The sequence below is a fragment of the Endozoicomonas sp. ALD040 genome (assembly GCF_049275945.1).
GTDB lineage: Bacteria > Pseudomonadota > Gammaproteobacteria > Pseudomonadales > Endozoicomonadaceae > Endozoicomonas_A.
In genome coordinates this window covers 2,672,269-2,692,407 of sequence record NZ_CP184829.1, presented here as the reverse complement: position 1 = coordinate 2,692,407, position 20,139 = coordinate 2,672,269, and the positions used below count along the sequence as shown (strand labels likewise).

The following is a 20,139-nucleotide window of genomic DNA, read 5'->3' as shown; positions in this document are numbered from 1 at the left end:
AGACTTTTAATGGTTCTATCCTTTTTTCCGGGGATAGGAGCAGTGAGGATAGACGATAGGAACTTTGGGAGTTTTACAATGTTGGCAAGCTCTATGGCCTTCCATGTCTTTTTGTCATCGGTTAACCGCCGCTGGTGGTAGACAGATAGACGTGATCATTGCACTTCAGATCATACCCAAACGTGTACAGTGCCTTTCCCTCTTAACCCTGAGACAAGCAGAAATCAATCACTTGACTTTGCATCTTCAAGCTTTCGTTTCCGGTGTAGCCTTCTGTGATTCGACAGAGCCTGATTGTTTGGCAGTAGCGCCTGGCACTCAGGGCAGGTTTGTTCTCCGGTGCGATATTTTCTTCTGTGAGCCGAAAGGGCTTTCGCGTTTGGCAGAGTCTTCTGGCACTCAAGGCAAGTTTGTTCTCCGGTGTGATATTGACTTTTGTGAACCGACAGGGCTTGAGCGTTTGGCAGGGTCTTCTGGCACTCAGGGCAGGTTTGCTTTCCGGTGTGATCTTTTCTTTTGTGATTCGACAGGGCTAGAGTATTTGGCAAGGTCTCCTGACATTCAGGGCAGGTTCGCTCTCCGGTGTGTTCTTTTCTTTTGTGATTCGACAGGGCTTGGACATTTGGCAGGGGCTTCTGGCACTCAGGGCAGGTTTGCTCTCCGGTGTGTTCTTTCCTTTTGTGAACCGACAGCGCTTTCGCATTTCGCAGGATCTTCTGGCACTCAGGGCAGGTTGGCTCTCCGGTGTGATATTGACTTTTGTGAGCCGACAGGGCTTGAGCGTTTGGCAGGGGCTTCTGGCACTCAGAGCAGGTTTGCTCTCCGGTGTGATCTTTTCTTTTGTGAACTGACAGGGCCTGAAGGTTTGCAAAGGTCTTCTGGCACTCAGGACAGGTTTGCTCTCCCGTGTGATATCGACTTTTGTGAACTGACAGGGCTTTCGCGTTTGGCAAAGTCTTCTGGCATTCAGGGCAGGTTTTCTCTCCGCTGTGATCTTTTCTTTTGTGAGCCGCCAGGGCTTGAGCGTTTGGCAGGGTCTTCTGGCACCCAGGGCAGGTTTGCTTTCCGGTGTGATCTTTTCTTTTGTGATCCCACAGGGCTTGAGTGTTTGGCAGGGTCTTCTGGCATTCAGGGCAGGTTTTCTCTCCGCTGTGATATTGACTTTTGTGAGCCGACAGGGCCTGACTGTTTGCCAAGGTCTTCTGGCACTCAGGGCAGTTTTGCTCTCCGGTGTGTTCTCTTCTTTTGTGAACCGCCAGGGCTTGAGCGTTTGACAGGGTCTTCTGGCACCCAGGGCAGGTTTGCTTTCCGGTGTGCTCTTTTCTTTTGTGAACCCACAGGGCTTGAGTGTTTGGCAGGGTCTTCTGGCATTCAGGGCAGGTTTTCTCTCCGCTGTGATATCGACTTTTGTGATACGACAGGGCTTGAGCGCTTGCCAGGGTCTTCTGGCACTCAGGGCAGTTTTGCTCTCCGGTGTGTTCTTTTCTTTTGTGAACCGCCAGGGCTTGAGCGTTTGCCAGGGTCTTCTGGCACTCAGGGCAGGTTTTCTCTCCGGTGTGATCTTTTCTTTTGTGAACCGTCAGGGCATAAGCGTTTGGCAGGGACTTCTGGCAATCAGTGCAGGTTCGTTCTCCGGTGTGATATTGACTTTTGTGATTGCACAACGAGTTTTGAGAGCTAAGTGATTTTTCACAGCCGGGGTGATCACATCGGTATTTTTTGGAGCCTGCCTTCCTTTGTTTTTTCGCAGGTGGTGGTTTTAATTTTAATGACACACCGGTTGTGCTGTCAGCTTCTGAGACAACTGTCGGTGCTTCAGCAGGATGGCTTACCGGGCCAGATTCCTGATCGCCTGCTTGCAAATAGACCTCGCAAGCGAAAGAGTCATCTGTGGTTGAACGACACCGGGTACTTTTGGAAGGAGCGTAGATACAGACTCTCTGTTGATTACAACAGGGCTGTTCATGGCAATTCTTGTCAAAGCTATGTCGTGAGTCAGTGGGCCGACCCGAATTTTCATCATTATGGTCGTTGTCGTATAAATAATGTGATTTTTCTGAATGTCTATTGAACGACTGACCATGATCCTCTGACTCTGTTATCCGTGAATAGTTACCGCCGCCCGTTCCGTACATCAAAGTGATGATCATGTGTGATGGTTCGTTTTGCATCAGCCTCCCATCGGTCATTGGCATTGCAGTTAATAGGCCCGGCTCAGTTTTTATAGAAAAACTCTGGCTTGTCGAAGCCTCATTCTGATCAGCCTCAACGATAAAACCATAAGTCTGTGGCTCAACCGGGCAGACGAAAGGCAAAAAGGCCAATACGTGCGAGAGTAGACTTTTAATGGTTCTATCCTTTTTTCCGGGGATAGGAGCAGTGAGGATAGACGATAGGAACTTTGGGAGTTTTACAATGTTGGCAAGCTCTATGGCCTTCCATGTCTTTTTGTCATCGGTTAACCGCCTCTGGTGATAGACAGATAGACGTGAGCATTGCACTTCAGATCATACCCAAACGTGTACAGTGCCTTTCCCTCTTAACCCTGAGACAAGCAGAAATCAATCACTTGACTTTGCATCTTCAAGCTTTCGTTTCCGGTGTTGCCTTCTGTGATTCGACAGAGCCTGAATGTTTGGCAGTAGCGCCTGGCACTCAGGGCAGGTTTGCTCTCCGGTGTGATATTTTCTTTTGTGATCCGACAGGGCTTGAGCGTTTGGCAGGGTCTTCTGGCATTCAGGGCAGGTTTGCTCTCCTCTGTGATATCGACTTTTGTGCTCCGACAGAGCTTGAACGTTTGGCAGGGTCTTCTGGCATCCAAGGCAGGTTTGCTCTCCGCTGTGTTCTTTTCTTCTATGATTCGACAGGGCTTGGGCGTGTGGCAGGGTCGTCTGGCACTCAGGGCAGGTTTGCTCTCCGGTGTGATCTTTTCTTTTGTGAACCGAAAGGGCTTGATTGTTTGGCAGAGTCTTCTGACACTCATGGCAGGTTTGCTCTCCTCTGTGATATCGACTTTTGTGCTCCGACAGAGCTTGATGGTTTGGCAGGAGCTTCTGGCACCTAGAGCAAGTTTGCCCTACGGTGTGATATTTTCTTTTGTGAGTCGACAGGGCTTGAGCGTGTGGCAGTCTCGTCTGGCATTCAGGGCAGGTTTGCTCTCCGCTGTGTTCTTTTCTTTTGTGACTCGAGAGGGCTAGAGTGTTTGCCAGAGTCTTCTGGCACTCAGGGCAAGTTCGCTCTCCGCTGTGATCTTTTCTTCTGTGAATCAACAGAGCTTGAGCGTTTGGCAGGGGCTTCTGGCACTCACGGCAGATTTGTTCTCCGGTGTGGTATTTTCTTTTATGATCCCACAGGGCTTGAGTGTTTGGCAGGGCCTTCTGGCATTCAGGGCAGGTTTTCTCTCCAGTGTGATACTGACTTTTGTGAGTCGAAAGAGCCTGACTATTTGCCAAGATCTTCTGGCACTCAGGGCAGGTTTGTTTTCCGGTGTGGTACTTTCTTTTATGATCCCACAGGGCTTGAGTGTTTGGTAGGGTCTTCTGGCATTCAGGGCAGGTTTTCTCTCCGCTGTGATATTGACTTTTGTGAGCCGACAGGGCCTGACTGTTTGCCAAGGTCTTCTGGCACTCAGGGCAGTTTTGCTCTCCGGTGTGCTCTCTTCTTTTGTGAACCGCCAGGGCTTGAGCGTTTGGCAGGGTCTTCTGGCACCCAGGGCAGGTTTGCTTTCCGGTGTGTTCTTTTCTTTTGTGAACCCACAGGGCTTGAGTGTTTGGCAGGGTCTTCTGGCATTCAGGGCAGGTTTTCTCTCCGGTGTGATATTGACTTTTGTGAGCCGACAGGGCAAGACTGTTTGCCAAGGTCTTCTGGCACTCAGGGCAGTTTTGCTCTCCGGTGTGTTCTTTTCTTTTATGAACCGACAGGGCTTGAGCGTTTGGCAGAGTCTTCTGGCACTCAGGGCAGGTTTTCTCTCCGGTGTGATCTTTTCTTTTGTGAACCATCAGGGCTTGAGCGTTTGGCAGGGGCTTTTGGCAATCAGGGCAGGTTCGTTCTCCGGTGTGATATTGGCTTTTGTGATTGCACAACGAATTTTGAGAGCTAAGTGATTTTTCACAGCCGGGGTGATCACATCGGTATTTTTTGGAGCCTGCCTTCCTTTGTTTTTTCGCAGGTGGTGGTTTTAATTTTAATGACGCACAGGTTGTGCTGTCAGCTCCTGAGACGACTGTCAAACTTTCAGCAGAATGGCTTTCCGAGCCAGATTCCTGATCGCCTGTTTGCAAATAGACATCGCAAGCGAAAGAGTCATCTGAGGTTGAACGACACCGGATACTTTTGGAAGGAGCGTAGATACAGACTCTCTGTTGATTACAACAGGGCTGTTCATGGCAATTCTTGTCAAAGCTATGTCGTGAGTCAGTGGGCCGACCCGAATTTTCATCATTATGGTCGTTGTCGTATAAATAATGTGATTTTTCTGAATGTCTATTGAACGACTGACCATGATCCTCTGACTCTGTTATCCGTGAATAGTTACCGCCGCCCGTTCCGTACATCAAAGTGATGATCATGTGTGATGGTTCGTTTTGCATCAGCCTCCCATCAGTCATTGGCATTGCAGTTAATAAGCCCGGCTCAGTTTTTATAGAAAAACTCTGGCTTGTTGAAGCCTCATTCTGATCAACCTCAACGATAAAACCATAAGTCTGTGGCTCAACCGGGCAGACGAAAGGCAAAAAGACCAATACGTGCGAGAGTAGACTTTTAATGGTTCTATCCTTTTTTTCCGGGGATAGGAGCACTGAGGATAGACGATAGGAAGGTTGGGAGTTTTTCAATGTTGGCAAGTTCTATTGCCTTTCATGTCTTTTTGTCATCGGTTAACCGCCGCTGGTGGTAGACAGATAGACGTGATCATTGCACTTCAGATCATACCCAAACGTGTGCAGTGCCTTTCTCCCTTAACCCTGAGACAAGCAGAAATCAATCACTTGACTTTGCATCTTCAAGTTTTCGTTTCCGGTGTTGTCTTTTGTGATTTACCAGAGCTTGAACGTTTGGCAGGATCTTCTGGCAATCAGAGCAGGTTTGCTCCCCAGTGTGTTCTTTTCTTTTGTGATTCGACAGGACTTGAGCGTTTGGCAGAGTCTTCTGGCACTCAGGGCAGATTTGCTCTCCGCTGTGATATCGACTTTTGTGCTCCGACAGAGCTTGATAGTTTGGCAGGAGCTTCTGGCACTCAGGGCAGGTTTGTTCTCCGGTGTGGTATTTTCTTTTATGACCCCACAGGGCTTGAGTGTTTGGCAGGGTCTTCTGGCAATCAGAGCAGGTTTGCTCCCCGGTGTGTTCTTTTCTTTTGTGAGTCGACAGGGCTTGAGCGTTTGGCAGGGTCTTCTGGCACTCAGGGCAGGTTTGTTCTCCGCTGTGATATCGACTTTTGTGAGTCGACAGGGCTTGAACGTTTGACAGGGTCTTCTGGCACTCCGGGCAGTTTTGCTCTCCGCTGTGTTCTTTTCTTTTGTGAGTCGACAGGGCTTGAGTGTTTGGCAAGGTCTTCTGGCAATCAGAGCAGGTTTGCTCCCCGGTGTGTTCTTTTCTTTTGTGATTCGCCAGGGCTTGAGCATTTGGCAGGGTCTTCTGGCACACAGGGCAGGTTTGCTCTCCGGTGTGATAATGACTTTTGTGAGCCGACAGAGCTTGAGCGTTTGACAGGGTCTTCTGGCACTCAGGGCAGATTTGCTCTCCGGTGTGCTCTTTTCTTCTATGATGCAACAGGGCTTGAGCGTGTGGCAGGGTCGTCTGGCATTCAGGGCAGGTTTGCTCTCCGCTGTGATGTTTGCTTCTGTGATTTGACAGGCCTTGAGCGCTTGCCAGGGTCTTCTGGCACTCAGGGCAGGTTTGCTCTCCGGTGTGCTCTTTTCTTTTGTGATTCGACAGGGCCTGAGGGTTTTTCAGAGTCTTCTGGCACTCAGGGCAGGTTTTCTCTCCGGTGTGATCTTTTCTTTTGTGAACCCACAGGGCTTGAGCGCTTGCCAGGGTCTTCTGGCACTCAGGGCAGGTTTGCTCTCTGGTGTGATATTTTCTTCTGTGAGCCGAAAGGGCTTTCGCGTTTGGCAGAGTCTTCTGGCACTCAAGGCAGGTTTGTTCTCCGGTGTGATATTGACTTTTGTGAACCGACAGGGCTCGAGCATGTGCCAAGTTCTTCTGGCACTCAGGGCAGGTTTGCTCTCCGCTGTGATATCGGCTTTTGTGATACGACAGGGCTTGAGCGCTTGGAAGGGTCTTCTGGCACTCAGGGCAGGTTTGTTCCCCGGTGTGATATTTTCTTCTATGATCCGAAAGGGTTTGAGCGTTTGGCAGGGTCGTCTGGCACTTGAGGCAGGTTCGTTCTCCGGTGTGATATTGGCTTTTGTGATTGCACAACGAGTTTTGTGAGCTAAGTGATTTTTCACAGCCGGGGTGATCACATCGGTATTTTTTGAAGCCTGCCTTCTTTTGTTTTTTCGCAGGTGGTGGATTTAATTTTAATGATGAACCGGTTGTGCTGTCAGCTCCTGAGACAACTGTCGGTGCTTCAGCAGGATGGCTTACCGGGCCAGATTCCTGATCGCCTGTTTGCAAATAGACATCGCAAGCGAAAGAGTCATCTGAGGTTGAACGACACCGGGTACTTTTAGAAGGAGCGTAGATACAGACTCTCTGTTGATTACAACAGGGCTGTTCATGGCAATTCTTGTCAAAGCTATGTCGGGAGTCAGTGGGCCGACCCGAATTTTCATCATTATGGTCGTTGCCGTATAAATAATGTGATTTTTCTCTATGTCTATTGAATGACTGGCCATGATCCTCTGACTCTGTTACCCGGGAATAGTTACCGCCGCCCGTTCCGTACATCAAAGTGATGATCATGTGTGAAGGTTCGTTTTGCATCAGCCTCCCATCAGTCATTGGCATTGCAGATAATAGGCCCGGCTCAGTTTTTACAGAAAAACTCTGGCTTGTCGAAGCCTGATTCTGATCAACCTCAACGATATAACGATAAGTCTGTGGCACAACCGGGCAGACGAAAGGCAAAAAGACCAATACGTACGAGAGTAGACTGTTAATGGTTCTATCCTTTGTTCTCTGGGGATAGGAGCAGTGAGGATAGACGATAGAAGTTTGGGGGCTTTACAATGTTGGCAAGCTCTATTGCCCTCCATGTCTTTTTTTCATCGGTTAACCGCCGCTGGTGGTAGACAGATAGACGTGAGCATTGCACTTCAGATCATACCCAAACGTGTACAGTGCCTTTCCCTCCTGAGCCTGTGACAAGCAGAAATCAATCACTTGACTTTGCATCTTCAAGCTTTCGTTTCCGGTGTTGTCTTCTGTGATTCGACAGAGCCTGATTGTTTGGCAGTAGCGCCTGGCACTCAGGGCAGGTTTGCTCTCCGCTGTGTTCTTTTCTTTTGTGAGTCGACAGGGCTTGAGCGCTTGCCAGGGTCTTCTGGCACTCAGGGCAGGTTTGCTCTCCGCTGTGTTCTTTTCTTTTGTGAGTCGACAGGGCTTGAGCGTGTGGCAGGGTCTTCCGGCACTCAGGGCAGGTTTGCTCTCCGCTGTGTTCTTTTCTTTTGTGAGTCGACAGGGCTTGAGCGTGTGGCAGGGTCTTCCGGCACTCAGGGCAGGTTTGCTCGCCACTGTGATATTGACTTTTGTGATTTACCAGAGCTTGAGAGTTTGGCAGTAGCTTCTGGCACTCAGGGCAAGTTTGCTCTCCTGTGTGTTCTTTTCTTTTGTGAGCCGAAAGGGCTTGAGGGTTTGGCAGAGTCTTCTGACACTCATGGCAGGTTTGCTCTCCTCTGTGATATCGACTTTTGTGCTCCGACAGAGCTTGAACGTTTGGCAGGGTCTTCTGGCACTCAAGGCAGGTTTGCTCTCCGCTGTGATCTTTTCTTTTGTGAGCCAACAGGACTTTCGCGTTTGGCAGGGGCTTCTGGCAATCAGGGCAGGTTTGCTCTCCGGTGTGATCTTTTCTTCTGTGAGCCGAAAGGGCTTTCGCGTTTGGCAGAGTCTTCTGGCACTCAAGGCAAGTTTGTTCTCCGGTGTGATATTGACTTTTGTGAACCGACAGGGCTTGAGCGTTTGGCAGGGTCTTCTGGCACTCAGGGCAGGTTTGCTTTCCGGTGTGATCTTTTCTTTTGTGATTCGACAGGGCTAGACTATTTGGCAAGGTCTCCTGGCATTCAGGGCAGGTTTGCTCTCCAGTGTGTGCTTTTCTTTTGTGATTCGACAGGGCTTTCGCGTTTGGCAGAGTCTTCTGGCACTCAGGGCAGGTTTGCTTTCCGGTGTGCTCTTTTCTTTTGTGATTCGACAGGGCTTGAGGGTTTGGCAGGTGCTTCTGGCACTCAGGGCAGGCTTTCTCTCCGGTGTGATCTTTTCTTCTGTGAGCCGAAAGGGCTTTCGCGTTTGGCAGAGTCTTCTGGCACTCAAGGCAGGTTTGTTCTCCGGTGTGATATTGACTTTTGTGAACCGACAGGGCTCGAGCATGTGCCAAGGTCTTCTGGCACTCAGGGCAGGTTTGCTCTCCGCTGTGATATCGGCTTTTGTGATTAGACAGGGCTTGAGCGCTTGCCAGGGTCTTCTGGCACTCAGGGCAGGTTTGCTCTCCGCTGTGATATCGGCTTTTGTGATTAAACAGGGCTTGAGCGCTTGCCAGGGTCGTCTGGCACTCAGGGCAGGTTTGCTCTCCGGTGTGATATCGACTTTTGTGATTCGACAGGGCTTGAGCGCTTGCCAGGGTCTTCTGGCACTCAGGACAGATTTTCTCTCCGGTGTGTTCTTTTCTTTTGTGAACCGCCAGGGCTTGAGCGTTTGGCAGGGGCTTCTGGCACTCAGGGCAGGTTTGCTTTCCGGTGTGATATCGAGTTTTGTGATCCGACAGGGCTTTTGCGTTTGCCAGGGTCTTCTGGCACTCAGGGCAGGTTTTCTCTCCGGTGTGATCTTTTCTTTTGTGAACCGTCAGGGCATAAGCGTTTGGCAGGGACTTCTGGCAATCAGTGCAGGTTCGTTCTCCGGTGTGATATTGACTTTTGTGATTGCACAACGAGTTTTGAGAGCTAAGTGATTTTTCACAGCCGGGGTGATCACATCGGTATTTTTTGGAGCCTGCGTTCCTTTGTTTTTTCGCAGGTGGTGGTTTTAATTTTAATGACGCACCGGTTGTGCTGTCAGCTTCTGAGACAACTGTCGGTGCTTCAGCAGGATGGCTTACCGGGCCAGATTCCTGATCGCCTGCTTGCAAATAGACATCGCAAGCGAAAGAGTCATCTGTGGTTGAACGACACCGGGTACTTTTGGAAGGAACGTAGATACAGACTCTCTGTTGATTACAACAGGGCTGTTCATGGCAATTCTTGTCAAAGCTATGTCGGGAGTCAGTGGGCCGACCCGAATTTTCATCATTATGGTCGTTGTCGTATAAATAATGTGATTTTTCTGAATGTCTATTGAATGACTGACCATGATCCTCTGACTCTGTTACCCGGGAATAGTTATTGCCGCCCGTTCCGTACATCAAAGTGATGATCATGTGTGATGGTTCGTTTTGCATCAGCGTTCCATCAGTCATTGGCAATGCAGATAATAGGCCCGGCTCAGTTTTTATAGAAAAACTCTGGCTTGTTGAAGCCTCATTCTGATCAACCTCAACGATAAAACCATAAGTCTGTGGCTCAACCGGGCAGACGAAAGGCAAAAAGACCAATACGTGCGAGAGTAGACTTTTAATGGTTCTATCCTTTTTTTCAGGGGATAGGAGCAGTGAGGATAGACGATAGGAAGTTTGGGAGTTTTTCAATGTTGGCAAGCTCTATTGCCTTCCATGTCTTTTTGTCATCGGTTAACCGCCTCTGGTGATAGACAGATAGACCTGCGCATTGCACTTCAGATCATACCCAAACGTGTGCAGTGCCCTTCCCTCCTGAGCCTGTGACAAGCAGAAATCAATCACTTGACTTTGCATCTTCAAGCTTTCGTTTCCGGTGTTGTCTTTTGTGATTTACCAGAGCTTGAACGTTTGGCAGGATCTTCTGGCAATCAGAGCAGGTTTGCTCCCTGGTGTGTTCTTTTCTTTTGTGAGTCGACAGGAGTTGAGCGTTCGGCAGAGTCTTCTGGCACTCAGGGCAGGTTTGCTCTCCGCTGTGCTTTTTTCTTTTGTGAACCGACAGGGCTAGAGCGTGTGGCAGGGTCTTCTGGCACTCAGGGCAGGTTTTCTCTCCGGTGTGATATCGACTTTTGTGAACCGACAGGGCTCGAGCGTGTGGCAGGGTCTTCTGGCACTCAGGGCAGGTTTGCTCTCCACTGTGATATCGACTTTTGTGAACCGACAGGGCTCGAGCGTGTGGCAGGGTCTTCTGGCACTCAGGGCAGGTTTGCTCTCCACTGTGATATCGACTTTTGTGCTTCGACAGAGCTTGATGGTTTCGCAGGAGCTTCTGGCACTCAGAGCAAGTTTGCCCTCTGGTGTGATCTTTTCTTTTGTGTACCAACAGGGCCTGAGCGTTTGGCAGGGTCTTCTGGCACTCAGGGCAGGTTTGCTCTCCGCTGTGATATCGGCTTTTGTGAGTCGACAGGGCATAGGCGTGTGGCAGGGTCGTCTGGCATTCAGGGCAGGTTTGCTCTCCGCTGTGATATCGGCTTTTGTGAGTCGACAGGGCTTGAGCGCTTGCCAGGGTTTTCTGGCACTCAGGGCAGGTTTGCTCTCCGGTGTGTTCTTTTCTTTTGTGATTCGACAGGGCTAGAGTGTTTGGCAGGGTTTCCTGGCACTCAGGGCAAGTTTGCTCTCCGCTGTGATCTTTTCTTCTGTGAATCAACAGAGCTTGAGCGTTTGGCAGGGGCTTCTGGCACTCAGAGCAGGTTTGTTCTCCGGTGTGGTATTTTCTTTTATGATCCCACAGGGCTTGAGCGCTTGCCAGGGTCTTCTGGCATTCAGGGCAGGTTTTCTCTCCGGTGTGATATCGACTTTTGTGAGCCGACAGGGCCTGACTGTTTGCCAAGGTCTTCTGGCACTCAGGACAGGTTCGTTCTCCGGTGTGTTCTTTTCTTTTGTGAACCATCAGGGCTTTCACGTTTGGCAAGGGCTTCTGGCACTCAGGGCAGGTTTGCTCTCCGCTGTGATATCGACTTTTGTGAGTCGACAGGGCTGTCGAGTTTGACAGGGTCTTCTGGCATTCAGGGCAGGTTTGCCTTCCGGTGTGTTCCTTTCTTTTGTGAAACGACAGGACCTGAGCGTTTGGCAGGGTCTTCTGGCACTCAGGACAGGTTTTCTCTCCGGTGTGATCTTTTCTTTTGTGAACCGACAGGGCTTGAGCGTTTGGCAGGGTCTTCTGGCACTCAGGACAGGTTTTCTCTCCGGTGTGATCTTTTCTTTTGTGAACCGACAGGGCTTGAGAGTTTGGCAGGGTCTTCTGGCACTCAGGACAGGTTCGTTCTCCGGTGTGATATTGACTTTTGTGATTGTACAATGAGGTTTGAGAGCCAAGTGATTTTTCACAGCCTGGGTAATCACATCGGTATTTTTTGGGGCCTGCTTTCCTTTGTTTTTTCGCAGGTGGTGGATTTAATTTTAATGACGCACCGGTTGTGCTGTTAGCTCCTGAGACGACTGTCAAACTTTCAGCAGAATGGCTTTCCGAGCCAGATTCCTGATCGCCTGTTTGCAAATAGACATCGCAAGTGAAAGAGTCATCTGAGGCTGAACGACACCGGGTACTTGTGGAAGGAGCGAAGATACAGACTCTTTGTTGATTACAACAGGGCTGTTCATGGCAATTTTTGTCAAGGCTATGTCGGGATTCGTTGGGCCGACCTGAATTTTCATCATTATGGTCATTGTCGTATAAATAATTTGATTTTTCTGAATGTCTATTGAATGACCGATCATGATCCTCTGACTCTGTTGTTCGGGTATAGTCAGTGCCGCCCGTTCCGTACATCAAAGTGATGATCTGAAGTTTGTTTCGCCGACAAGGTTTGTCATCGGGTAGCATACCTGAACCAGAATATCCGTTTGTGCTGACCATGTGTGATGGTTCGTTTTGTATCAGCCTCCCATCAGTCATTGGCATTGCAGTTAATAGGCCCGGCTCAGTTTTTATAGAAAAACTCTGGTTTGTCAAAGCCTGATTCTGATCAACCTCAATGATAAAACGATAAGTCTGTGACACAACCGGGCAGACGAAAGGCAAAAAGACCAACACGTATGAGAGTAGACTGTTAATGGTTCTATCCTTTGTTTTCCGGGGATAGGAGCAGTGAGGATAGACGATAGAAGTTTGGGAGCTTTTCAATCTTGGCAAGCTCTATTGCCCTCCATGTCTTTTTGTCATCGTTTAAGCCCCGCAGGTGATAGACAGATAGACGTGAGCATTGCACTTCAGATCGTACTCAAACGTGTGCAGTGCCTTTCCCTCCTGGCCCTGAGACAAGCAGAAATCAATCACTTGACTTTGCATCTTCAAGCTTTCGCTTCCGGTGTTGTCTTTTGTGATTTGACAGAGCGCCGGAGTTTGGCAGGATTTTTTGGCACTCAAGGCAGGTTTGCTCTCCTCTGTGAAATTGACTTTTGTGGCCCGACAGGGCTTGAGCGCTTGGCAGAGACTTCTGGCACTCGGGACAAGTTTGCACCCCGGTGTGATATTGATTTTTGTGAACCCACAGGGCTTGAGCGCTTGCCAGGGTCTTCTGGCACTCAGGGCAGGTTTGCTCTCCGGTGTGTTCTTTTCTTTTGTGATTCGACAGGGCTTGAGCGCTTGCCAGGGTTTTCTGGCACTCAGGGCAAGTTTGCTCTCCGGTGTGATATTGACTCTTGTGAGACGACAGAGCTTGAGCGTTTGGCAGGGTCTTCTGGCACCTAGGGCAGGTTTGCTCCCCGGTGTGATCTTTTCTTCTATGATTCGACAGGGCTTGAGCGCTTGCCAGGGTCTTCTGGCACTCAGGGCAGGTTTGCTCTCCGGTGTGTTCTTTTCTTTTGTGATTCGACAGGGCTAGAGTGTTTGGCAGGGTCTCCTGGCACTCAGGGCAGGTTTGTTCTCCGGTGTGTTCTTTTCTTTTGTGAGTTGACAGAGCTTGAGCGCTTGGCAGGGTCTTCTGGCATTCAGGGCAGGTTTGCTCTCCGGTGTGATATTGACTCATGTGAGCCGACAGGGCTTGAGCGTTTGGCAGGGGCTTCTGGCACTCAGGGCAGGTTTGCTCTCCGCTGTGATCTTTTCTTTTGTGAACCGTCAGGGCATAAGCGTTTGGCAGGGGCTTCTGGCAATCAGGGCAGGTTCGTTCTCCGGTGTGATATTGACTTTTGTGATTGTTCAACGAGGCTTGAGAGCTAAATGATTTTTCACAGCCGGGGTGATCACATCGGTATTGTTTGAAGCCTGCCTTCTTTTGTTTTTTCGCAGGTGGTGGTTTTAATTTTAATGACGCACCGGTTGTGCTGTCAGCTCCTGAGACAACTATCGGTGCTTCAGCAGTATGGCTTACCGGGCCAGATTCCTGATCGCCTGTTTGCAAATAGACACCGCAAGCGAAAGAGTCATCTGAGGTTGAACGACACCGGTTACTTTTGGAAGGAGCATAGATACAGACTCTCTGTTGATTACAACAGGGCTGTTCATGGCAATTCTTGTCAAAGCTATGTCGGGAGTCAGTGGGCCGACCCGAATTTTCATCATTATTGTCGTTGTCGTATAAATAGTGTAATTTTTCTGAATGTCTATTGAATGACTGACCATGATCCTCTGACTCTGTTGTCTGGGAGTAGTTACCCCCGCCCGTTCCTTTCATCAAAGTGATGATCATGTGTGATGGTTCGTTTTGCATCAGCCTATCATCAGCCATTGGCATTGCAGTGAATAGGCCTGGCTCAGTTTTTATAGAAAAACTCTGGCTTGTCGAAGCCTGATTCTGATCAACCTCAACGATAAAACGATAAGTCTGTGGCATAACCGGGCAGACGAAAGGCAAAAAGACCAATACGTGCGAGAGTAGACTGTTAATGGTTCTATCCTTTTTTTTCCGGGGATACGAGCAGTGAGGATAGACGATAGAAGTTTGGGAGCTTTTCAATGTTGGCAAGCTCTAGTGCCTTCCATGTCTTTTTGTCGTTGGTTAACCACCGCTGGTGATAGACAGGTAGACCTGCGCATTGCACTTCAGATCATACCCAAACGTGTGCAGTGCCCTTCCCTCCTGAGACTGTGACAAGCAGAAATCAATCACTTGACTTTGCTCCATCAAGCTTTCGTTTCCGGTGTTGCCTTTTGTGATTCGACAGGGCTAGAGCGTTTGGCAGGGTCTTCTGGCACTCAGGGCAGGTTTGCTCTCCAGTGTGATCTTTTCTCCTGTGACCCGAAAGGGCTTTCGCGTTTGGCAGAGTCTTCTGACACTCAAGGCAGGTTTGTTCTCCGGTGTGATATTGACTTTTGTGAACCGACAGGGAATTGGCATTTGACAGGGTCTTCTGGCACTCAGGGCAAGTTTGCTCTCCGGTGTGTTCTTTTCTTTTGTGCTCCGACAGAGCTTGAGGGTCTGGCAGGAGCCTCTGGCACTCAGGGCAAGTTTGCCCTCCGATGTGTTCTTTTCTTTTGTGAGCCGACAGAACTTTCGCGTTTGGCAGGGTCTTCTGGCAGTCAAGGCAGGTTTGTTCTCCGGTGTGATATAGACTTCTGTGAACCGTTAGGGCTTGAGCGTTTGGCAGGGTCTTCTGGCACCCAGGGCAGGTTTGCTTTCCGGTGTGATCTTTTCTTTTGTGAACCCACAGGGCTTGAGCGTTCGGCAGAGTCTCCAGGCATTCAGGGCAGGTTTGCTTTCCGGTGTGATCTTTTTTTTTGTGAGCCCACAGGGCTTGAGCGTTTGGCAGAGGCCTCTGACATTCAGTGCAGGTTTTCTCTCCGCTGTGATATTGACTTTTGTGATTCGACAGGGCTTGAGCGTTTGGCAGGGTCTTCTGGCACTCAGGGCAGGTTTGCTCTCCGGTGTGATCTTTTCTTTTGTGAGCCCTCAGGGCATAAGCGTTTGGCAGGGGCTTCTGGCACTCAGGACAGGTTCGTTCTCCGGTGTGATATTGACTTTTGTGATTGTACAATGAGGTTTGAGAGCCAAGTGATTTTTCACAGCCGGGGCGCTCACATCGGTATTTTTTGGAGTCTGCCTCCCTTTGTTTTTTCGCAGGTGGTGGATTTAATTTTAATGAAGCACCGGTGGTGCTGTCAGCTCCTGAGACAACTGTCGGACCTTCAGCAAGATGGCTGACCGGACCGGATTCCTGATCGCCTTTTTGCAAATAGACATCGCAAGCGAAAGAGTCATCTGAGGTTGAACGACACCGGGTAATCGTGGAAGGAGCCAAGATACAGACTCCTTGTTGATTACAACAGGGCTGTTCATGACAATTTTTGTCAAAGCTATGCCGGGAGTCAGTGGGCTGACCCGAATTTTCATCATTATGGTCGTTGTCGTATAAATAATGTAATTTTTCTGAATGTCTATTGAATGACTGACCATGATCCTCTGACCCTGTTGTCCCGGAATAGTTACCGCTGCCCGTTCCGTACATCAAAGTGATCATCTGAAGTTTATTTCGCCTGGAAGGCTTGTCATCGGGTAGCATGCCTAACCCCGAATATCCGTTTGTGCTGATCATGTGTGATGGTTCGTTTTGCATCAGCCTTCCATCAGTCATTGGCATTGCAGTTAATAGGCCCGGCTCAGTTTTTATAGAAAAACTCTGGCTTGTCAAAGCCTCATTCTGATCAACCTCAACGATAAAACGATAAGTCTGTGGCTCACCCGGGCAGACGAAAGGCAAAAAGACCAATACGTGCGAGAGGAGACTTTTAATGGTTCAATCCTTTTTTTACCGGGGATAGGAGCAGTGAGGATAGACGATAGGAAGTTTGGGAGTTTTTCAATGTTGGCAAGCTCTATTGCCTTTCATGTCTTTATGTCGTCGGTTAACCGCCGCTGCTGATAGACAGATAGACCTGAGCATTGTACTTCAGATCATGCCCAAACGTGTGCAGTGCTCTTCCCTCCTGAGACTGTGACAAGCAGAAATCAATCACTTGACTCTGTACCATCAAGCTTTCGTTTCCGGTGTAGCCTTCTGTGATTCAATAGGGCTTGAGCGTGTGGCAGGGTCTTCAGGCACTCAGGGCAGGTTTTCTCTCCGGTGTGATATTGACTTTTGTGAACCGACAGGGCATGAGCGTGTGCCAGGGTCGTCTGGCACTCAGGGCAGGTTTGCCCCCCGCTGTGATCTTTTCTTTTGTGAACCGACAGGGCTTGAGCGTGTGCCAGGGTCGTCTGGCACTCAGGGCAGGTTTTCTCTCCTGTGTGATATTGACTTTTGTGAACCGACAGAGCATGAGCGTGTGCCAGGGTCGTCTGGCACTCAGGGCAGGTTTGTTCTCCGGTGTGATATCGACTTTTGTGATCCGACAGGGCTTGAGCGTGTAACAGGCTCGTCTGGCACTCAGGGCAGGTTTGCTCGCCAGTGTGATATCGACTTTTGTGAGCCGACAGGGCATTCGCATTTGGCAGGGTCTTCTGGCACACAGGGCAGGTTTTCTCTCCGGTGTGATCTTTTCTTTTGTGAAACGCCAGGGCTTGAGCGTTTCGCTGGGGCTTCTGGCACTCAGGACAGGTTTTCTCTCCGGTGTGATATTGACTTTTGTGAGTCAACAGGGATTGAATGTTTGCAAAGGTCTTCTGGCACTCAGGGCAGGTTTGCTGTCCGGTGTGATCTTTTCTTTTGTGGACCACCAGGGCTTGAGCGTTTGGCAGGGGTTTCTGGCACTCTGGACAGGTTCGTTTTCCGGTGTGATATTGACTTTTGTGATTGTACAACGAGGTTCGAGAGCCAAGTGATTTTTCACAGCCGGGGTAATCACATCGGTATTTTTTGGAGCCTGCCTTCCTTTGTTTTTTCGCAGGTGGTGGATTTAATTTTAATAATGAACCGGTTGTGCTGTCAGCTCCTGAGACAACTGTCAGACCTTCAGCAGGATGGCTTACCGGGCCAGATTCCTGATCGCCTGTTCGCAAATAGACATCTGTTGTGCAAGTGAAAGAGTCATCTGAGGCTGAACGACATCGGGTAATTGCGGAAGGAGCGAAGATACAGACTCCTTGTTGATTACAACAGGGCTGTTCATGGCAATTTTTGTCAAGGCTATGCCGGGAGTCGGTGGGCCGACCCGAATTTTCATCATTGTGGTCGTTGTCGTATAGATAATGCGGTTTTTCTGAATGTCTATTGAATGACTGACCATGATCCTCTGGCCCCGTTTTCCGGGAATAGTTACCGCCGCCCGTTCCGTACATCAAAGTGATGATCTGAAGTTTGTTTCGCCGACAGGGTTTGTCATCGGGTAGCATACCTGACCCCGAATATCCGTTTGTGCTGATCATGAGTGATGGTTCGTTTTGCATCAGCCTCCCATCAGTCATTGGCATTGCAGTTAATAGGCCCGGCTCAGTTTCTATAGAAAAACTCTGGCTTGTCGAAGCCTCATTCTGATCAACCTCAACGATAAAACCATAAGTCTGTGGATCAACCGGGCAGACGAAAGGCAAAAAGACCAATACGTATGAGAGTAGACTTTTAATGTTTCTATCCTTTTTTTCCGGGGATAGGAGCAGTGAGGATAGACGATAGGAAGTTTGGAAGCTTTTCAATGTTGGCAAGCTCTATTGCCTTCCTGTCTTTTTGTCATCGGTTAACCGCCGCTGGTGATAGACGATAGACGTGAGTATTGCACTTCAAATCATGCCCAAACGTTTGCAGTGCCTTTACCTCCCGACCCTGAAACAAGCAGAAATCAATCACTTGGCTTTGCATCATCAAACTTTCGTTTCCGGTGTTGCCTTCTGTGATTCGATAGGGCTTGAGCGTGTGGCACTGTCGTCTGGCACTCTGGGCAGGTTTTCTCTCCGGTGTGATATTGGCTCTTGTGAACCGACAGGGCTTGAACGTGTGGCAGGGTCTTCTGGCACTCAGGGCAGGTTTTCTCTCCGGTGTGATATTGACTTTTGTGAACCGACAGGGCTTGAGCATATGGCAGGGTCGTTTGGCACTCAGGGCAGGTTTTCTCTCCGGTGTGATATTGGCTTTTGTGAACCGACAGGGCTTGAACGTGTGGCAGGGTTTTCTGGCACTCAGGGCAGGTTTGCTTTCCGGTGTGATCTTTTCTTTTGTGAACCCACAGGGCTTGAACGTTTGCCAAGGTCTTCTGGCACTCAGGGCAGGTTTGCTTTCCGGCGTGAGCATTTCTTTTGTGAATCGCAAGGGCTTGAGCGTTTGGCAGAGTCTCCAGGCACTCAGGGCAGGTTTGCTTTCCGGTGTGATCTTTTCTTTTGTGATTCGCCAGGGCTTGAGCGTTTGGCAGGGGCTTCTGGCACTCAGGGCAGGTTTTCTCTCCGGTGTGATCTTTTCTTCTGTGAGCCGAAAGGGCTTTTGCGTTTGGCAAGGTCTTCTGGCACTCAGAGCAGGTTTGCTCTCCGGTGTGATATTGACTTTTGTGAACCGACAGGGCATTCGCATTTGACAGAGTCTTCTGGCACTCAGGGCAGGTTTGCTCTCCGGCGTGACCTTTTCTTTTGTGAACCGCCAGGGCATGAGCGTTTGGCAGGGGTTTTTGGCACTCAGGACAGGTTTTCTCTCCGGTGTGATACAGACTTTTGTGAACAGACAGGGTTTGAGCGTTTGGCAAGGTCTTATGGCACTCTGGACAGATTTGCACTCCGGTGTGATCTTTTCTTTTGTGAGCCGACAGGGCTTGTGCGCTTGGTAGAGACTTCTGGCACGAAGGGCAGCTTTGCTTTCCAGTGTGATATTGCCTTTTGTGAGTGTTCAATGAGGCTTGAGAACCAAGTGATTTTTCACAGCCGGGTTGATCACATAGGTATTTTTTGGCACCCGCCTTCCTTTGTTTCTTCGCAGATGGTGGATTAAATTTTAATGATGAATCGATTGTGCTTTCAGCTCCTGAGACAACTGTCGGACCTTCAGCAGGATGGCTCACCGGGCCAGATTCCTGATCGCCTGTTTGCAAATAGACATCTGTTGTGCAATCGAAAGAGTCATCTGAGTTTAAACGACATCGGGTACTTGTTGAAGGAGCGAAGATACAGACTCTTTGTTGATTACAACAAGGCTGCTCATGGCAATTTTTGTCAAAGCTATGTCGGGAGTCTGTGGGTCGGCCCGAACTTTCATCATTATGGTTGTTATCGTATAGATAGTGCGATTTTTCTGAATGTCTATTGACTGACTGACCATGATCCTCTGACCCCGTTTTCCGCGAATAGTTACCGCCGCCTGTTCCGTACATCAAAGTGATGATCTGAAGTTTGTTTCGCCTTGAGGGTTTGTCATCCGGTAGCATGCCCGGCCCCGAATATCCGTTTGTACTGATCATGTGTGATGGTTCGTTTTGCATCAACCTCCCATCAATCATTGGCATTGCAGTTAATAGGCCCGGCTCAGTTTTTATAGAAAAACTCTGGCCTGTCGAAGCCCCATTCTGATTAACCTCAACGACTAAACGGTAAGTCTGCGACTCAAACAGGCAGACGAAAGGTACAAAGAGCAATACGGGCGAGAGTAGACTTTTAATGGTTCTATCCTCTGATTTCTATGGATAGGAGCAGTGAGGATAGACGAGAAGAAGTTTGGCAGTTTTTCAGTGCTTGCAAGCTCTATAGGAGTTACAAAGCGTAGATAGATAACCAACTGGCTTATCGAATTAGCGCAAAACCCCGTACTTTGAGAGGGTGTCGCAAAACTCCAACAGCGCGTCGCAAAACTCCAACAGCGCGTTCCCATGCTCTGAGTTCGTCATTCCCGCGAAGGCGGGAATCCAGCGCCAACGGTGGATCTCTGCCTTCTCGGGGATGACAAGGCCAGGGGAGCACCGGGCAGTATGGTTCTGGTGGTGAGTCAGTGTGGATTCCCGCCTTCGCGGGAATGACGGGGGTGAAGGCGGGAACCAGAGTTTTGCGAAACCAGAGTTTTGCGACACCCTCTTCACGGCGGGGAGGATGTCAAAAAATAAGGTTTAAGTACTGCTTGGTGAAGAAAATTTCTTCCCATGTCTTTTTGTTATC

The 20,139-nt window shown here is 49.4% G+C and carries 9 protein-coding genes; all 9 read right to left on the bottom strand.

Annotated elements, in window-relative coordinates:
- Positions 1-224: 224 nt before the first annotated feature.
- Positions 225-2,501 (bottom strand): C2H2-type zinc finger protein, encoded by a 2,277-nt coding sequence (locus tag ACOJUN_RS09475; protein ID WP_422136388.1) that lies wholly within the window; start codon positions 2,499-2,501, stop codon positions 225-227.
- A 60-nt stretch (positions 2,502-2,561) separates the two neighbouring features.
- Positions 2,562-4,607, bottom strand: coding sequence for a C2H2-type zinc finger protein (locus tag ACOJUN_RS09470; RefSeq protein ID WP_422136387.1), 2,046 nt, complete (start codon positions 4,605-4,607; stop codon positions 2,562-2,564).
- Positions 4,608-4,980: 373 nt separating this feature from the next.
- On the bottom strand, positions 4,981-6,945 hold the full coding sequence (locus tag ACOJUN_RS09465; RefSeq protein ID WP_422136386.1) for a C2H2-type zinc finger protein: 1,965 nt from the start codon (positions 6,943-6,945) through the stop codon (positions 4,981-4,983).
- Positions 6,946-7,318: 373 nt separating this feature from the next.
- Positions 7,319-9,607 (bottom strand): C2H2-type zinc finger protein, encoded by a 2,289-nt coding sequence (locus ACOJUN_RS09460; protein ID WP_422136385.1) that lies wholly within the window; start codon positions 9,605-9,607, stop codon positions 7,319-7,321.
- 373 nt (positions 9,608-9,980) lie between these two features.
- Positions 9,981-12,098: a C2H2-type zinc finger protein gene (locus tag ACOJUN_RS09455; protein WP_422136384.1), complete on the bottom strand. Its 2,118-nt coding sequence runs from the start codon at positions 12,096-12,098 to the stop codon at positions 9,981-9,983.
- 373 nt (positions 12,099-12,471) lie between these two features.
- The gene (locus ACOJUN_RS09450) at positions 12,472-13,974 is read right to left on the bottom strand and encodes a C2H2-type zinc finger protein (protein WP_422136383.1); all 1,503 of its coding nucleotides are present in this window, start codon (positions 13,972-13,974) and stop codon (positions 12,472-12,474) included.
- Between the two features lie 268 nt (positions 13,975-14,242).
- Positions 14,243-15,694 carry a C2H2-type zinc finger protein gene (locus ACOJUN_RS09445; protein ID WP_422136382.1) on the bottom strand — a complete coding sequence of 484 codons (1,452 nt, stop codon included), beginning with the start codon at positions 15,692-15,694 and terminating at the stop codon, positions 14,243-14,245.
- 392 nt (positions 15,695-16,086) lie between these two features.
- On the bottom strand, positions 16,087-17,718 hold the full coding sequence (locus ACOJUN_RS09440) for a C2H2-type zinc finger protein (protein WP_422136381.1): 1,632 nt from the start codon (positions 17,716-17,718) through the stop codon (positions 16,087-16,089).
- Positions 17,719-17,852: 134 nt separating this feature from the next.
- On the bottom strand, positions 17,853-19,472 hold the full coding sequence (locus tag ACOJUN_RS09435; RefSeq protein ID WP_422136380.1) for a C2H2-type zinc finger protein: 1,620 nt from the start codon (positions 19,470-19,472) through the stop codon (positions 17,853-17,855).
- Positions 19,473-20,139 lie beyond the last annotated feature (667 nt).